Raw genomic sequence first — 17,524 nt, forward strand, 5'->3', positions numbered from 1 at the left:
AAGTGAAGATAGAGGTAAGACTATTTGCAACTTTAAGGAAAGGTAGAGGAAAAAAGGTGTATATTGAAGAAGATGAAGGTTTAACTCCAAAAGACATTATAGACCAACTGAAAATCGATGAAAAGGATGTATCAATTTTACTTGTAAATGGAAGGGACGGAAAACTTGATACAGTACTTAAAGATGGAGATATAGTTTCATTATTTCCCCCCGTTGGAGGTGGTTAAATGAAACGCTACATAAAAAATATGAATATGCTTACAAAAGAAGAAAACGATAGATTAGGTAAGTTTAAAGTATGTGTTGTTGGATGTGGTGGATTAGGTGGATATGTTATAGAAATGTTAGCAAGATTAGGAATAGGATATTTGACTGTAGTTGATGCTGATAAATTTGACGAAACAAATTTAAATAGGCAAATTTTATCTAACACAGATACTTTAGGAAAAAGTAAGTCTATTACAGCCCAAGAAAGAATAAAGTTAGTTAATCCTTTGGTAGAAGTTGAACCCATTAATAAAAGGGTTACAAAGAATAATTGTGAGGATATTATTAAGGGGCATGATGTTGTAGTTGATGCTGTTGATAATATAGATACTAAAATTATTTTACAGGATACTTGCTCTAATATAGATATACCTTTAGTCCATGGAGCTATAGGGGGATGGTATGGACAAGTAACTACTATATTCCCCGAAGATAAAACATTAGATATTTTATATGTTTCTAGAGATAAAAAAGGAATAGAAAAAGAGCTTGGGAATCCATCTTTTACTCCAGGACTAGTAGCATCTATACAAGTAAGTGAAGTGTTAAAAGTATTAATAAAAAGGGGTAAGCCTTTAAAAAGAAGAGTATTGTTTATTGATACCTTTGAACAGGAATATGAGGTTATAGATGTTTAATACAAATAACAATTTACAGTTGATAATTTACAATTAGAAATACAATTAAAAATTAGAAATACAATTAAAAATGTAAAATTGAAAATTAAAAAATACAGTCATTAGTCCTTAGTTTTTAGTCCTTAGCTTAAATGTTGTTGAGGGATTACGAATCCCTCAACAACAAACCTAACCACTACCCACTAATCACCAAAAACTGCATTTGAAAGGCAATTGAGAATTGACAATTAGAGATGGTTGTTAGGAGCATGTAGTTAGGAAAATACAGTTACTAGCTTTGGTTATTAGTTCTTGTTTTTACTAAGAGCTAAATTTAAACCTTTGCTGATGGATTCACAATCCATCAGCTTTTTTGGTTCTACTAAATACTTCTATTGAATAATTTATAAATATCTGTTATACTTAAAAATGTTAGCTGTTATATACCCACAATACAGTTTAAGTCCGGGATTAAAAAACTGTTATACATTATTCGACAAACTGTATTATAACAGCTTTCAAATTTATCAACTGTAGTATAACACAAAAATTATATTATTAACCAAACTCATGAAAAATATCAAAACTTTTCAAAATTTCAAAAAAAAATAAAGGTTTTAGGAATTATTTCTAGAAATAATTCCTAGGATGAATATTGTTATTTCGTATTTTTTAAATTATTTTTTAACTATGAAGGGAGGAAAAACGATGTCAAAGGAAATGATTGAAATCCGTTGGCATGGACGTGGTGGACAAGGTGCTAAAACTGCGTCATTACTATTAGCTGAGGCTGCTTTCTCAACAGGTAAGTACATTCAAGGTTTTCCTGAGTATGGCCCAGAGAGAATGGGTGCTCCTATAACAGCTTATAACAGAATAAGCGACGAAAAAATAAGAATTCACAGTAATATTTATGAACCAGATTATGTAGTTGTTGTTGATGAAACATTATTAAAGGACGTAGATGTTACTGCTGGATTGAAAAAAGAAGGAGCTGTAGTAATTAACTCAGCTAAAAATCCAGAAGAATTAAGATCACTTTTAAATGGGTATGAAGGAAGTATATATACTGTTGATGCAAGAACAATTTCAATGGATACATTAGGAAAGTACTTCCCAAATACTCCAATGCTAGGTGCAATAGCAAAAGTAACAAATATCATGGAAGAAGAAGAGTTATTTAAGGCTATGGAAGAATCCTTCCAACACAAATTTGCTACAAAGCCAGAAGTTATTGAAGGAAACATGGAAGCTCTTAAGAGAGCATACAAGGAGGTGAAGGGAAGTGAAAGATAAAAAGACTCCTTTAGGAGGAAATGTTTCTTGGAAGGAAACAACACCAGGTGGAATAATCTATGATGCAGGTAATGCAACTAGGTATAAAACTGGTGAATGGAGATCTATGAAGCCAGTTTGGAATAAAGATAAATGTAAGCAATGTATGTTATGCTTCCCAGTATGTCCTGATTCATCAATATTAGTAGAAGATGGAAAAATGACAGGAATAGATTATGACCATTGTAAAGGATGCGGTGTATGCGTAGAAGCTTGCCCATTTAATGTATTTGATTTTGTGAAAGAAGAATAGTAGGGAGGGAGATAAATGGCTATTAGAGAGAGATTAAGTGGTAACGAAGCAGTTGCAACTGCTATGAAACAAATAAACCCTGATGTTGTTGCAGCATTTCCAATTACTCCATCAACAGAAGTACCTCAATACTTCTCACAATTTGTTGCTAATGGTTCAGTAGATACTGAATTCGTAGCTGTTGAGAGTGAGCACAGTGCTATGAGTGCTTGTGTTGGTGCTTCAGCTGCAGGAGCAAGAGTTATGACTGCTACTTCAGCGAACGGTCTTGCATTAATGTGGGAGATACTTTATATAGCGGCATCATCAAGGTTACCAATAGTAATGCCTGTTATAAACAGAGCATTATCAGCACCAATTAATATTCACAATGACCACAGTGACTCAATGGGTGCTAGAGATTCAGGTTGGATTCAATTATATTCAGAGGATAATCAAGAGGCTTATGATAACATTATTCAAGCTATAAGAATAGCAGAACATAAAGACGTACAACTTCCAGTAATGGTATGTATGGATGGTTTTATTGTGAGCCATGCTGTTGAAAATATAGAATTATTAGAAACTGAAAAAGTAAAAGAGTTTGTTGGTGAGCGTGAATTAGAAGATTATCTATTAAATGCTGAGAGACCTGTTTCAATGGGTCCATTAGATTTACCACCACACTATTTTGAGCATAAGCGTCAACAAGCTGAGGCAATGAAGAACGCTAAGAAGGTCATCTTAGAAATTGCTGAAGAATATGAAAAACTAACGGGAAGAAAATATGGATTATTTGAAGAATACAAAATGGAAGATGCAGAAGTTGCAATAGTAGTTCTTAACTCTACAGCAGGAACAGCTAAAGAGGTAGTAGATGAGTTAAGAGAAAATGGAGTAAAGGCTGGATTAATTAAGCTTAGAGTATTTAGACCATTCCCAGTAGATGAATTAAAAGAAGCTTTAAAAGATTTAAAAGCTGTTGCTGTTATGGATAAAGCTGATAGTTTCTCAGCTGCAGGAGGTCCTGTATTTACAGAAATTAGAGCTGCTCTTTATGATGTTGAAGATAGACCAGAAATAGTAAGTTACATCTATGGTCTTGGTGGAAGAGACGTAAGAGTGGATGACATTAAGAAAGTTTACGATGACTTAAAAGAAATTGTTGAAACTGGAAAAGTTGAATCAGTTTACAACTATTTAGGTGTAAAAGAATAGGAGGTGTAGTAATTGGCTTTAAATCTAAGAGAAGCTGTTAAAAGACCTGAAAGATTTACAGGTGGACATAGATTATGTGCAGGTTGTGGTGCTTCAGTTACTGTACGTTCAGTACTTAGAGCCCTAAAACCAGAAGATAAGGCAGTTATAGGTGCTGCTACAGGATGTCTAGAGGTATCAAGTTGCTTATACCCATATACAGCTTGGAAAGATTCATTTATTCACAATGCTTTTGAAAACGTAGGTGCTACAGTAAGTGGTGCCGAAGCAGCTTATAGAGTATTAAAGAAAAAAGGAAAAATTAATGATAATTATAAATTTATTGCATTTGGTGGGGACGGAGGAACATATGATATAGGTCTTCAGTCATTATCAGGAGCTATGGAAAGAGGACATGATATGGTTTATGTATGCTATGACAACGGAGCGTACATGAACACTGGTATCCAAAGATCATCAGCTACTCCAAAGTTCGCAAATACTACAACTTCACCAGCAGGTAAAGTTGTACCTGGTAAACAGCAATTTAGAAAAGACTTAACACAAGTTATGGCTGGACACCATATTCCTTATGTTGCTCAAACTGCTCCATTTGGAAACTTTAATGATATTCATGCAAAAGCTGAAAAGGCTATTTACACTGAAGGCCCAGCTTTCTTAAATGTATTTACTCCATGTCCACGTGGATGGAGATATGATACTCCAAAACTTATGGAAATAATTAAATTAGCAGTAGAAACTTGCTACTGGCCATTATACGAAATTGAAAATGGTAAGTGGAAGTTAAGCTACAAGCCTAAGAAGAAGCTTCCAATTGAAGAATTCTTAAGACCACAAGGTAGATTCAAGCATCTATTCAAGCCAGAAAATCAACATCTAATCGAAGAATTACAAAAAGAAGTTGACAAAAGATGGGAAGCACTTCTTGAAAAGTGTGAAGAATAAAAAGAAACGGCTGTTTTTTAACAGCCGTTTTTCTTTTTATAGGACTTTTTATGTTTAAAATAAAAATTTTAGGGTATAAATGTTAAGAAAATTCAAATATTTATAAATTTTTTATTAAACAAATAAATATATATTAAACAATAAACTAAATTAACTGAAGGGGGATGTTTATGGGAATACCAAAGTTAAAAGCAGAATTAAGAGAGAATGGGGGAAAAGCTTATTCTAAAAAATTAAGAAAAGAGGGATTTTTACCAGGTGTTATTTATGGCCATAATAAAGAAACAAGGCCTCTAAAAGTCAAGATAGCTAATTTAAAGAAAATACTAAACAGATATGGTATTGGTACTACTGTAAATATAGAATTAGAAGGCGAAGTAGTTCCAGCAATAATTAAAGAAGTACAGGATGCTATTGTTAAAGATGATTTAGTTCATGTAGATTTTCAACAATTATCTGCGAATGAAAAAATAAGAGTTCATGTACCTATCATTCTATTAGGTAAAGATAAAGCAGGAAGCTCAACAAGTACAATCCAACAGCAGTTAACAAAACTTGAAATGCAATGTTTCCCTAAATATATACCTCAAAATGTTACAGTAGATGTTTCAAATCTTGAAGAAGGAGAATCAATTACTATAGAGGATTTAGATATATACAATAATGAGAATATACACATTATGCATGAACCAAAGGAAATAGTAGCCTCATTAACTTCAACTAGTAGAGAAGAGAAAGAGGAAGAGAAGGAAGAAGTTTCTTTCTTTGAAAGTACTACAAGTATATTAGATTCTTAGAAAATAATAATTGTTAAACCTACATCTCTTAATATTTATGTTTAAAATACTGATGGGATTAACCCCATCAGTATTTTTTTGCCAAAAAAGTATACTATGAAAAGTACCAAAATACCAGAGAAAAAGTAATATAACTCTCTTAACGAAGTGATTTTATGACTAAAAATTATTGACTTTGGCCATACTGAATAAAAAACACTTAATTAGGAGGGGAGATTATGGATGCAATAGTGAACAGTAATTTGAGAAATGAGGTTGGAACTAACCAATCTAATAGACTAAGACGAAATGGGTATGTGCCTGGAGTTTTGTATGGTCAAAATCTTACTAATTATCCTTTAGAGATTGATGCAAAAGAATTAAATAGAATAATAAGGCAATATGGACAAAATGCACTAATAGATATAGATGTTAACGGGGTTAAATATCCTGCCATAATTAAAGAAGTACAAAGAGACCCTGTGAATGGAAGGATTATTCATGTTGACTTTCAATATATAAATACAGAAAAGAAGATACATACTACTGTACCGATTGTATTATCAGGAAAAGAACAGGCTGAAAAAAGAGGAGTTTTGCAACAACAAGTTAAAGATTTAGAAATAGAATGTTATCCAAATAGTGTTCCTAAGCATATTAAGGTTAACGTTTCAAACTTACCTGTTGGCAAATCATTAAAGGTGTCTGATGTAGAATTTGGAGAAGAACTTACAGTATTAAATGATAATAATGAAATTATAGTATCATTATCTACAGTAGAATATGAAGGGGATCACGAAGGAGGTGAAGAGAGCTTAAGTGAAGTTCCAGAGGAAATTGGCCAAACAGATACTGAAGCAATAGACAATTAGAAATAATTTAAAATTGAAAATGTAAAATGGGAAATTAGAAAATACAGTCATTAGTCCTTAGTTTTTAGTTCTTAGCTTAAATGTTGTTGAGGGATTACGAATCCCTCAACAACAAACCTAACCACTACACACTAATCACCAAAAACTGCTTTTTAAGTAACGTTTTACTACCTAGGCCAAGTAACGGCTTTCATAGTCATCACCTATATTGCAACAACTAGACAGATAATATTAAAATTATACAAATACTAACAAGTAGTTCTATACTACTATGGAAAAAAGAGAAAAAAAGTGGTATAATGTAAAAAAAAGTAAAATGAGTTTACTATATTTAGGGTATGGTGATGCCTATGAAGATAATTTTACTAATAATTTGCATAATCCCTATATTTATGTTTCAAGCATTTATAATATCTGATGTTATAAAGAATGCTTGGAGAAGAAAAACTAGGACAACTTTAAAAAGGAATCATTCTTATAATACTTATACCAACTATACATATAAGAGTTATAGAAGAAGGTATAAACCTACAAAACTTAACGGAAGTAATATAAGAATAGCAAAGTAAAATACTGATTAAAAAATCTGGTGGATATATCCACCAGATTTTTTTATTTGATATTTATATAAAGTTTTTATAGAATAATAAGCATAAAGTTTCATCTTAAAATTAAAAGAGAAGAAGGGGAAATATGAGAAAAATACATGTAAATACCATAATTAAGAAGATAAAGAATATGTGTATTAAAGGAAATTATAATCTTGGAGTAGATGTAATTGAAAGTTTTAAAAAAGCAAAAGAAAAAGAGGAGTCACCTATAGGAAAAGATATATTAGATAAGCTGTTATTAAATGCAAAAATAGCCAAAGAAAATGAAGTACCAATATGCCAGGATACAGGAATGGCAGTTTTTTTTATAGAGATTGGACAAGAAGTATATATAGAAGGTGGAACACTTACTGATGCAATAAATGAAGGAGTAAGACAGGGATATAAAGAAGGGTACCTAAGAAAATCTGTTGTAAAGGATCCATTATTCAGAGAGAATACTAACGATAATACACCTGCAATAATACATTATGATTTAGTGGAAGGTGATAAACTAAAAATATATTTTGCTCCAAAGGGATTTGGAAGTGAAAATATGAGTGCTTTAAAGATGTTAAAGCCATCAGATGGTATTAATGGTGTAAAAGAATTTGTTTTAGATGTTGTAGAAAAGGCAGGACCTAATCCCTGTCCACCAATAGTAGTAGGAGTAGGGATTGGAGGGACAATGGAAAAAGCAGCAATTCTAGCTAAAAAGGCTTTGTTGAGAGATATAGGAACATTTAATAAAAAGGAACATATTAAAAACTTAGAAACAGAATTACTTGAAGAAATAAATAAACTGGGAGTAGGCCCCCAAGGATTAGGAGGAAGAACAACAGCTCTAGCTGTAAATATTGAAACCTATCCAACACATATAGCAGGACTACCCGTAGCAGTTAATATAAATTGCCATGCATCAAGACACCTTATGGTTGAATTATAATTTGTAATTGGGAAACTAATAATAAATGATAACTGGTAATTGTAACCAGGCAAATGAGGTGATTTTTTGAAAAATATAGAAATTACTACTCCATTAACTGAAAGTATTGTAGAGAAACTTAATGCAGGGGATAAAGTTTATATTACAGGAACAATATATACTGCTAGAGATGCTGCACATAAAAAGATGATTGAAACTCTACATAATGGAGAAGAACTACCCTTTGATATAAAAGATTCAATAATATATTATGTAGGACCATGTCCACCTAAACCTGGCCAGATAATAGGTTCTTGTGGACCTACAACTAGCTACAGAATGGATGATCTTACACCACCATTATTAGAACTAGGATTAAGGGGCATGATTGGTAAAGGTAAGAGAAACCAAAAAGTAATTGATTCTATGATCAAAAATAAAGCTGTATATTTTGCTGCAATAGGTGGTGCAGGAGCTTTAATTTCAGATTGTGTTAAATCCTCAGAAGTTATTGCATATGAGGAATTAGGTACAGAAGCAGTAAGAAAATTATGTGTAGAAAAGTTACCGGTTATTGTTGTTATTGATTCTAAGGGTAATAATTTGTATGATATAGAAAACAAAAAATACAAGATAAAGTGAGGAGTAAAATATGGACATTAAGAAAAAAGCTTTGGACATTCACGAAAAAAACAAAGGAAAAATATATATAAAATCAAAAATAGAAGTTAATGATAGGGAAAGTTTATCACTTGCTTATACCCCTGGGGTTGCTGAACCATGTAGACATATTCAAAAAGATAAAAATAATATATATAAATATACTGCCAAAGGGAATATGGTTGCTGTAATTACAGATGGTAGTGCTGTTTTAGGATTGGGTGATATAGGAGCAGATGCAGCACTTCCAGTAATGGAAGGTAAGTCTATACTTTTTAAAGAGTTTGCAGATGTTGATAGTTTCCCTATATGTATAGATTCAAAGGATATAGATACTGTAGTAAATACAGTAAAACTTATAAGCTCATCATTTGGTGGAATAAACTTAGAAGATATATCAGCTCCTAGATGCTTTGAAATAGAAAAAAGACTAAAAGAGGAGTTAGACATACCGGTATTTCACGATGACCAGCATGGAACAGCAGTTGTAGTTTTAGCTGGATTAATAAATAGTGTAAGATTACTAGACAAAAGTTTAGAGGATTTAAAAGTTGTAATAAACGGAGCAGGAGCTGCAGGTGTAGCAATTGGAAAGTTACTTATAAAGATAGGTATTAAAGATATAGTTATTTGTGATAGTAAGGGAGCAATCTATAAAGGTAGGGAAAATCTAAACTGGATAAAAGAAGAAATGGTAGCTATAACCAATCCTAAAAACGAAAAAGGAAGCTTAAAAGATGTCATAAAAAATAGAGATGTTTTTATAGGGGTTTCTGCTCCAAATGTACTTACAGGTGAAATGATTGAAACAATGAATGAAAATCCAGTAGTTTTTGCCCTTGCAAATCCTATACCTGAGATTATGCCAGATAAAGCTAAAAAACATGGTGCTAAGATAATAGCTACTGGAAGATCTGATTTTGATAATCAAATAAATAATGTGTTAGCTTTTCCAGGAATATTTAGAGGTGTTTTAGATGCAAGGGCTAAAGAGATAACAGATGATATGAAAATAGCCGCAGCAAATGCCATTGCTTATGTCATAGATGATAAAGAACTAAAGGAAGATTATATAATACCTGATCCTTTCGACAAAAGAGTTACAAAAGCTGTTTCAGAGGCCGTAAAGGAAGTGGCCCTCAAAAATAGTAAATAGAAGGGAAGGGTTACTATGAAGGGGTTTGTGAAGGAAATAAATTCGAAAAAAAGAAGGCCTCTTTGGCAAGTCCTATTAGTTGCTTTTACAGCTATAGTTTTTTTAAATATACTCATCACTTCTTGCAATTATCTAGGTAATAAGTATGCAGCTATTACTAGTATTGGAATTCTTGCAGGTTTTGTAGTATTATCTTCTTTTGTTGTAAAGAGATTATTAAGAAGTTATGTATATACACTTTTTAATGATAAGTTAATATTTGAACAGGTTATTGGGAATAAAAGAGATGTTGTACTAAGGGTTGAACTTGATGATATAGATTATATAAAACCATATTCTGAAATAGATAGTGTAGATAATCCACAATTCACCTACAAATTTATATGTGATAAGAATTATAATAACTGTTATTTTGGGGATTTTTATAAAGGTGGAAGAAAATATAGGTTTGTATTTAGACCTAGTGATAGGCTAATAAATATTATAAATAGTAAAGTGAACCTAAACTGCTGATGGGTTTTTATCCATCAGTTTTTTTGTACATGAAAACGGGCACATCAGTTGTGTTGTAGGAATAAAATAATAAAAAGGGTCAATAATTATTATAAAACTGTTTAAGGGGTTGGTTATGTGGATTTAAAGTGTAAAATATGTGGGGACAACAATAAGAAGGGGATAGAGTTGTTAGGAGCACATATTTGCAGAGAATGTGAAAAGAATATAATGAAAGCTAAAATAAATGATATAAGATATAACTACTATAAGTTAGTTATAAAAAAAGTATGGTTAGATTACATACTTACCTCCTTCTAAAATGGCATGGATTAAAGACCATGTCATTTTTTAATTCATTATAATTTATATCATATTTTTTCCTTAGTCTTTATATATATATAATAGGTTGTCTAATTTTATTTACATTTATATTGTAAAAGGAGGGAGTTTATGAAAAAGTTATTATCAATTCTTTTAATTTTTACTTTAATATTTAGTACATTTTCAGTATTAGGAACCTCAAAAGTTGAAGCTTCAAGAAATGACTGGGATACACAAAGATATGGAGATGTTTTAGATATTGGTCCTAAGCTTAGGAAATTAGAAGATGATGAAGAATATAGGGAAAAGCTAGACAAAAATATAAAAGAAAAGGCAGCTAAAATTAATTTTAATGAGGTGCAAACGGCATCTGAAGAAGACCAAAATAGTAATTTTACATTTAATGGAGGAACTAAATTCTTTTTAGGATATGATAATGGTAATTACTATTTTAAAGAGTTTACATTAAGAAGTATTGGAGAACACGTTGAAATTTGGGTAGCAAATGATTTATCATATGGAGATGATGATGATAGACCAGCTCATATAGTTACTCAAGAACAGGTAGATAAATTAAGAGACGAGTTTGACAATAATATATATATAAAAGATACAGAATTCTTTGGAAAACCTGATGCCCATACAGGGGAAAAATCTCTACTAGAAGATTGGGGATCTGTTCCTGAAGATTACTATGTTCCACAAGATGGAAAAGAGAGAGTAATTATATTAGTAGATAATATAAGGGATGAAAATTATTATGACCCTACATATCCTTTCTTTATAGCAGGATTTTATTCATCAGCATATGAAGCATATTTTGATAGAAACATAATAAATATTGACAGTAGTAATTGGGAAGAAAGGCTTGAATCAACATTTTTCGGAACTACAGCCCATGAATTTCAACATTTAATTCATGATGATAATGACTCAGATGAGGAAACATGGATAAACGAAGGTATGTCAGATTTTGCTGAATATCTATGTGAATATGGACATCCTATGGGACATGTAAATTTCTTTTTAGACCACCCAGAAAATTCATTAGTAGTATGGGATGAATACTATTCTTATCCTACTGGACCAGAAACTTTAGCTGATTATGGCCAAGCATATTTGCTTCAGTTATATTTCTATGACCAGTTTGGTAAAGAATTTGTTAGGGAACTAGCAGTTGATAGTGATAATGGAATAGAAAGTGTAAATAAAATACTAAAAGAATTTGGTGTTAACAAAAGCTTTAATGACATATATAGAGATTTTAGTGTAGCTTTAGCAGTGGATAAACCAGAGCCAGGTAATGGTGTATATAACTTTGAAAGTATAGATTTACAGGTTAATTTTGAATCTGCATTAGAAACTGATAAACCTGGTGTACCAGCTTGGGGTTCTGATTATATAAAGCTTGAAGAAGCTAAAAAAATTGAAAACATGATTATGGATGGAGTAGAATTACTTCCGACACCTTGGAAAGTAGTAGACAATCCACTAGGAGAAGGTAAAGTATTATGGGGTAACCAAGGAAATGAGATGGATAACTTCTTAATTTTTGAAGCTGATTTAACTGATGTTGATAAGGCTACTTTGAAATTTGACAATTATATTCAAATAGAGGAACAATGGGATTTTGGAATAGTTCAGGTTTCAACGGACAACGGCAGAACATGGACTACTTTAGAAAATGTAAATACAAGAAGTGATATAGTTGAGGATGGATATCCAAAGATTAAAGAAAACTTACCAGGATTTACAGGATACTATGATAGCTGGGTAAATGAAGAATTTAACCTAACACCATATGCAGGAAAGAAGGTTCATATAGCATTTAGATATATGACAGATTGGGGCTACAATGACCCTGGTTGGTTTATAAAGAATATAGAAATACCTGAAATAGGATTAAAGTTTTCAGGAGAGTCTTTAGAAGGCTTTATGAGTCTAAATGAACTTCTTAAAGATTATGTAGAGTATCAAGTTTCTTTTGTTAATGAAAAGTCATTAGGGAATGGAGAAAATATATCTAATTATAGAGTTTTAAATATTGATCCATACAATGTAACTGAGGAACAAGTAATTAAATTAAGAGATTTCTTAAGTGGTGGAAATAACTATATGATTATATGGTATGCTGCTGGAATTGGAGATAAAAATCCAGTAGATTATAGCTACAAGGTAATAACTAAGAATGAAGCAGCGAAAATAAAGAAATAGAATCTGTAATTAAGAAACCCTACATCTTAAGATGTAGGGTTTTTTAAATATTTATCTTACATGGAAGGAAAACATTAATAAAAATTAGAATTAATAATTAGGGAGGTAAAAAGTATGGACATGCCTATCGTTAAAGGATTAGAAAAATACGCAAAAGAAAACAATATAAGGTTTCATATGCCTGGACATAAGGGCAGAAATTCATTATTAGAATGGGGTAAGCTTATTCCACAAATAGATGTGACAGAAGTAGATGGTACAGATAATTTGCATAATCCAACATCTATGATATTGGAAAGTCAAGACCTAGCAGCAAAAACCTTTGGGGCTAAAAAGACTTTTTATTCAATAAATGGTACTACTGGAGGCATATATGCAGCTATAACTTCAGTTTGTAAGCCTGGAGATAGAATACTTATACAAAGGAACTGTCACAAATCTGTATATAATGCAACAATACTAGGAAGATTAGAGCCAGTGTATGTTTATCCTGAATATGATGAAGACAATAATATAGTTTTAGGAATAAATCCTTTGGACATACAAAACATGTTAGAAAAATACAATGATATTAAGGCTATAGTTATAACATCACCTTCATATTATGGTATATGCTCTAATATAAAAGAGATAGCAAAAATAGTACACAGGTTTGGTAAAATACTAATAGTAGATGAAGCCCATGGTAGTCATCTAAAGTTTAGTAAAAGACTACCGGAATCAGCTTTAGAAGGTGGAGCGGATATAGTAATACAAAGTACTCATAAGACTCTTCCAGCCTTTACTCAAGCTTCTATGGTTCATGTTGGCACAGATAGAATAGATACTGAAAAGCTTAAAGAAAGAATGACACTTTATCAGACTACTAGTCCTTCTTATATACTTATGGCTTCTATAGATATGGCTAGAGCATATATAGAAAAAAAGGGAACAAGTAGACTTGATCTAATTATTAATGCTATAGAAGAAAATATTTTTAAGCTAAAAGATTTGGATGGAGTTAGAATATTTGATAATAATAGTATTAAAAGTAATAATTATTCTTTTGACTTAACTAAAGTATTGATAAGCCTTAAGGGTATAAATATAACAGGAAGAAGGCTGGAAAAGATATTAAGACAAAATTATAAAATACAGCTTGAGATGTCCGATTTGTATTATGGTATAGCTTTAACATCAGTTTTAGATGAGCCTAAATATATAGAAAAACTTACTAATGCTATAGCTGATATATATAATAAAAGGGATTATAGATTAGACATAATACCAACAATAGATGTAAAATATATTAAAACAGAGACCGTTATGCCATTATATAAAGCATACTATAAAGAAAAGAAGCTATTAAATCTTAACAAATGTAATGGAAAAATTGCTGGAGATTTTATAATACCTTATCCTCCTGGTATACCCCTTGTAAGTCCAGGAGAGAGGATAAATAGTGATATAATTGAATATATAAAAGTACTAAAGGAAAATAACATTAACATTTTAGGTATACAAGATGAAAGCAAAATAAAAATAATAGAGTAAAGGAATGGTAGAATGAAGGGATTATTCATAACAGTAGAAGGTCCAGATGGATCAGGGAAAAGTACTCAAATAAAGTTATTATCAGAATATCTACAAGACAAGGGTTATGATATTGTAATTACAAGGGAACCCGGAGGGACAAAAATAAGTGAAGATATAAGGGAGATTATATTAGATGATAAGAATACAGGTATGTCCCCTGTAACAGAGGCATTATTATATGCTGCATCAAGGGCTCAACATGTATATGAAAAGGTGATTCCTGCTTTAAAAGAAGGGAAAATTATAATATGTGATAGGTTCGTAGACTCTAGTTTAGTATATCAGGGAATTGCCAGGGGATTAGGAATAGAGAAGATTAAAGAGATAAATGAATTTGCTATACAAGGAATTAAACCAGATGTAACCCTATTTCTTAATATAGACCCTGAATTAGCTTCGTTAAGGAGAAGGGCAAGACAAAATCAGGATAGATTAGAAAAGGAAAGTATTGAATTTCATAAAAAGGTTTATGATGGTTATTTAAGGCTAACAAAAATGTATCCTGAAAGAATTAAAATAATTGATGCTAGTAAGAGTATAGAAAAGACATTTAATCAAATTAAAAATGAAATAGACTGTTTGTTAAAAAAATAAGGGGGAATTTCAATGAAATTAGTTATTGCCATTGTTCAGGATGAAGATGCTCCTAAACTGGTTGATAATCTTATGAAAAATAATTATAGGATAACCAAGTTAGCTTCAACAGGGGGATTTTTAAAATCGGGGAATACTACCCTATTAATAGGAGTAGAAAAGGAAAAGGTTGATGATGTAATAGAAATTATTAAAAAATTATGCAAATCTAGAAAGCAGGTTACAACTTCACCTTCACCAACTCCTATGACAGGAGGGGTATATATTCCATATCCAGTTGAAGTTCAGGTTGGAGGTGCTACAATATTTGTTGTGGATGTAGATAAGTTTGAGAAGGTTTAGGAGGATAAGTTTATGAAGATAAGTGATATTCTAAAGAAACCCTCTGGAAAAATAAATATAGACTTTAATGAAAATAAAAATAGGAATAATATAAAGGGAAATAGTTTTAAAGAAGAATTAGAAAAAATTGCTGGGCTAAATATAAAAGAGCGACTAGGTATATTGCTACAAAAAATTGATAGACAAGCAGAAAGGTTATCTAAAAATGTCAATATAAAGGAATTAATAGCATATAAAAAACTAGTATCGGAGTTTTTAAGGGAATCTGTTAATTCTACGGTAAAGTTCAGTAAAAATAGTTTTTTAGATAAAAGGGGAAGACATAGGATTTATGCTATAATAAAAAAAGTAGATGATGAGCTAGAAGAGCTTACAGAAGAAGTTTTAAAAAAGGAGAAGGATAATATAAAAGTTTTGAAAAAATTGGATGACATAAGGGGACTTATACTAGATATATATATGTAATGGAGGATAAGTATGGATTTTAGTAATATTATAGGACATGAAGTGATTATAAATAATTTAAAAAAGGCAATAAAAAATAATAGTATATCACATAGCTACCTCTTTGAAGGACCTAAACTAATAGGGAAAAGAACTGTAGCTAAGGCATTTGCTAAAACTCTTCTTTGTCAAAAAGAAGGTACAGAGCCTTGTAATACTTGTGCTTCATGTATCCAGTTTAACTCAGGGAATATGCCTGATTTTTATATAGAAAGTCCTGAAGGACAATATTTTAAGAAAGAACAGATTGATAAGATTCAAAAATCAATGAGAAGATTACCCTATGAAGGGAAAAGAAAAGTATATATCTTAGAAAACATTGATAAAATGACTCAAGAGGCTCAAAATAGCTTTTTGAAAACATTAGAAGAGCCCCCTACTTATGCTGTTATTATTATGACAGTTGTAAATAGTAACAGCCTCCTGCCCACTATAATATCTAGATGTCAGCTTGTTAGGTTTAGTCCTATAGAGAATAATAAAATAAAGGATTTTATTATTAGTAAATATGAAAAGACAGAAGAAGAAGCATCTTTTACTGCCTCATTTTCCAATGGAATAATAGGAAAAGCAATAAAAATATGTGAGTCAGAAGAATTTAAGCAGTTAAGAGAAGATGTTATATCTATAATTGATAATACCATTAATAGTGAAAAATTTAAGATATTTTCTATAAGTGAATTTTTCGAAAAGAATAAAGAGAGTATTGAAGATATATTAGATATGATTATAATATGGTTTAGAGATTTATTGATAATGAAGGAAACAGATAATTATAGTTTTATAATAAATAGGGATAAAATTCAAATCTTAGAACAACATTCCTCTAAATTATCAATAGACAAAATATATGATATAATAGAAAGAGTTAAGGAAACAAAGGATGATATAGCCTCAAAGGTTAATTTTCAATTAGCTGTTGAGGTTATGCTTCTTGAAATGCAGGAGGTATAAAAGATGGCAATTGTAGTTGGTATAAGATTTAAAAAGGCAGGGAAAATATACTATTTTGACCCTGATGGAATAGATATAAAAAAGGGAGATAATGTAATTGTAGAAACTGTTAGAGGAATAGAACTTGGGCAAGTAGTGGTAGGAATAAAGGAAGTAAGTGAAGATGAGATAGTGTCTCCACTTAAAAAGGTTATTAGAGTAGCAACAGAAGAAGATTTAGAAAAGCATAGAGAAAATAAGGAAAAAGAAGAAGAGGCCTTTGATATCTGCTTAAAAAAGATAGAAAAACATGGACTTGAAATGAAGCTTATAGATGTGGAATATACATTTGATAATAATAAGATAATATTTTATTTTACTGCAGATGGAAGGGTTGACTTTAGGGAACTTGTAAGGGATTTAGCTTCAGTATTTAGAACAAGAATAGAACTAAGGCAAATAGGAGTAAGGGACGAAGCAAAGATGATAGGAGGCTTAGGCCCTTGTGGTAGGCCTATGTGTTGTGCTACTTTCTTAGGAGAATTTGAGCCAGTATCTATAAAAATGGCTAAAGAACAAAATCTATCATTAAACCCAACTAAAATCTCTGGTATTTGTGGTAGACTTATGTGTTGTTTAAAATATGAGCATAGCATGTATAGTGATATAAACAAAAAATTACCGAAGATTGGGGCTACAGTTAATACGGAAGTAGGAGAAGGTATAGTAATTGATACAAATCCTTTACTTGAAAGTGTTAAAGTGAGAATAAAGAAGGAAGATGATACTGAAGAAATTGTAACTTTTAAATTAGATGAAGTTGAAGAAAAAGTTGAGAATGAAGAGGTCTAGAAATACTAGACCTCTTTGCATATATCAAAATTAATAAAAACTCTTTTATTACTTTATAATAAATGATAAAATAAAGGAGTAAACTATTTATACTGTTAACC

The 17,524-nt window shown here is 31.1% G+C and carries 21 protein-coding genes; all 21 read left to right on the forward strand.

Features of this window, described 5'->3' with window-relative positions:
* Positions 1-2 precede the first annotated feature (2 nt).
* A complete protein-coding gene (locus BET03_RS13300) occupies positions 3-227 on the forward strand; it encodes a MoaD/ThiS family protein (protein ID WP_120170780.1) in 225 nt (74 codons plus the stop codon).
* Positions 228-905: a HesA/MoeB/ThiF family protein gene (locus BET03_RS13305; RefSeq protein WP_120170781.1), complete on the forward strand. Its 678-nt coding sequence runs from the start codon at positions 228-230 to the stop codon at positions 903-905.
* 687 nt (positions 906-1,592) lie between these two features.
* Positions 1,593-2,180, forward strand: a complete 588-nt coding sequence (locus tag BET03_RS13310; RefSeq protein ID WP_120170782.1) for a 2-oxoacid:acceptor oxidoreductase family protein — start codon at positions 1,593-1,595, stop codon at positions 2,178-2,180.
* On the forward strand, positions 2,170-2,472 hold the full coding sequence (locus BET03_RS13315) for a 4Fe-4S binding protein (RefSeq protein ID WP_120170783.1): 303 nt from the start codon (positions 2,170-2,172) through the stop codon (positions 2,470-2,472). The genes BET03_RS13310 and BET03_RS13315 overlap by 11 nt, the downstream gene beginning before the upstream one ends.
* 15 nt (positions 2,473-2,487) lie before the next feature.
* Entirely contained in the window at positions 2,488-3,669 is a 1,182-nt protein-coding gene (locus BET03_RS13320) for a pyruvate ferredoxin oxidoreductase (protein ID WP_120170784.1), read from the forward strand.
* A gap of 12 nt (positions 3,670-3,681) precedes the next feature.
* Positions 3,682-4,614, forward strand: coding sequence for a thiamine pyrophosphate-dependent enzyme (locus BET03_RS13325; protein ID WP_120170785.1), 933 nt, complete (start codon positions 3,682-3,684; stop codon positions 4,612-4,614).
* A gap of 170 nt (positions 4,615-4,784) precedes the next feature.
* A complete protein-coding gene (locus tag BET03_RS13330; RefSeq protein WP_183108863.1) occupies positions 4,785-5,411 on the forward strand; it encodes a 50S ribosomal protein L25 in 627 nt (208 codons plus the stop codon).
* 218 nt (positions 5,412-5,629) lie between these two features.
* Positions 5,630-6,262 carry a 50S ribosomal protein L25 gene (locus tag BET03_RS13335; RefSeq protein ID WP_120170787.1) on the forward strand — a complete coding sequence of 211 codons (633 nt, stop codon included), beginning with the start codon at positions 5,630-5,632 and terminating at the stop codon, positions 6,260-6,262.
* 392 nt (positions 6,263-6,654) lie between these two features.
* Positions 6,655-6,831: a hypothetical protein gene (locus BET03_RS13340; protein WP_183108864.1), complete on the forward strand. Its 177-nt coding sequence runs from the start codon at positions 6,655-6,657 to the stop codon at positions 6,829-6,831.
* Between the two features lie 124 nt (positions 6,832-6,955).
* On the forward strand, positions 6,956-7,798 hold the full coding sequence (locus tag BET03_RS13345) for a fumarate hydratase (RefSeq protein WP_120170789.1): 843 nt from the start codon (positions 6,956-6,958) through the stop codon (positions 7,796-7,798).
* A gap of 66 nt (positions 7,799-7,864) precedes the next feature.
* Complete coding sequence (locus BET03_RS13350; protein WP_120170790.1) at positions 7,865-8,419, forward strand: Fe-S-containing hydro-lyase; 555 nt, start codon at positions 7,865-7,867, stop codon at positions 8,417-8,419.
* Between the two features lie 10 nt (positions 8,420-8,429).
* Positions 8,430-9,593, forward strand: a complete 1,164-nt coding sequence (locus tag BET03_RS13355; protein ID WP_120170791.1) for an NAD(P)-dependent malic enzyme — start codon at positions 8,430-8,432, stop codon at positions 9,591-9,593.
* Positions 9,594-9,608: 15 nt separating this feature from the next.
* Positions 9,609-10,106 carry a hypothetical protein gene (locus tag BET03_RS13360; protein ID WP_120170792.1) on the forward strand — a complete coding sequence of 166 codons (498 nt, stop codon included), beginning with the start codon at positions 9,609-9,611 and terminating at the stop codon, positions 10,104-10,106.
* 117 nt (positions 10,107-10,223) lie between these two features.
* Positions 10,224-10,406: a sigma factor G inhibitor Gin gene (locus BET03_RS13365; RefSeq protein ID WP_120170793.1), complete on the forward strand. Its 183-nt coding sequence runs from the start codon at positions 10,224-10,226 to the stop codon at positions 10,404-10,406.
* A 132-nt stretch (positions 10,407-10,538) separates the two neighbouring features.
* Complete coding sequence (locus BET03_RS13370) at positions 10,539-12,623, forward strand: choice-of-anchor J domain-containing protein (protein ID WP_120170794.1); 2,085 nt, start codon at positions 10,539-10,541, stop codon at positions 12,621-12,623.
* 114 nt (positions 12,624-12,737) lie between these two features.
* The gene (locus BET03_RS13375) at positions 12,738-14,156 is read left to right on the forward strand and encodes an aminotransferase class I/II-fold pyridoxal phosphate-dependent enzyme (protein WP_120170795.1); all 1,419 of its coding nucleotides are present in this window, start codon (positions 12,738-12,740) and stop codon (positions 14,154-14,156) included.
* 12 nt (positions 14,157-14,168) lie between these two features.
* The gene (gene tmk, locus BET03_RS13380) at positions 14,169-14,792 is read left to right on the forward strand and encodes a dTMP kinase (protein ID WP_120170796.1); all 624 of its coding nucleotides are present in this window, start codon (positions 14,169-14,171) and stop codon (positions 14,790-14,792) included.
* A 12-nt stretch (positions 14,793-14,804) separates the two neighbouring features.
* On the forward strand, positions 14,805-15,134 hold the full coding sequence (locus BET03_RS13385) for a cyclic-di-AMP receptor (RefSeq protein ID WP_120170797.1): 330 nt from the start codon (positions 14,805-14,807) through the stop codon (positions 15,132-15,134).
* Positions 15,135-15,146: 12 nt separating this feature from the next.
* Positions 15,147-15,599: a YaaR family protein gene (locus BET03_RS13390; protein ID WP_120170798.1), complete on the forward strand. Its 453-nt coding sequence runs from the start codon at positions 15,147-15,149 to the stop codon at positions 15,597-15,599.
* Positions 15,600-15,611: 12 nt separating this feature from the next.
* Positions 15,612-16,592, forward strand: coding sequence for a DNA polymerase III subunit delta' (holB, locus tag BET03_RS13395; RefSeq protein WP_120170799.1), 981 nt, complete (start codon positions 15,612-15,614; stop codon positions 16,590-16,592).
* Between the two features lie 3 nt (positions 16,593-16,595).
* Positions 16,596-17,423 (forward strand): PSP1 domain-containing protein, encoded by an 828-nt coding sequence (locus BET03_RS13400; protein ID WP_120170800.1) that lies wholly within the window; start codon positions 16,596-16,598, stop codon positions 17,421-17,423.
* Positions 17,424-17,524: the final 101 nt, after the last annotated feature.

Origin of the sequence: Thermohalobacter berrensis, from assembly GCF_003609645.1 — a bacterium.
GTDB classification, from domain to species: Bacteria; Bacillota; Clostridia; order Tissierellales; family Thermohalobacteraceae; genus Thermohalobacter; species Thermohalobacter berrensis.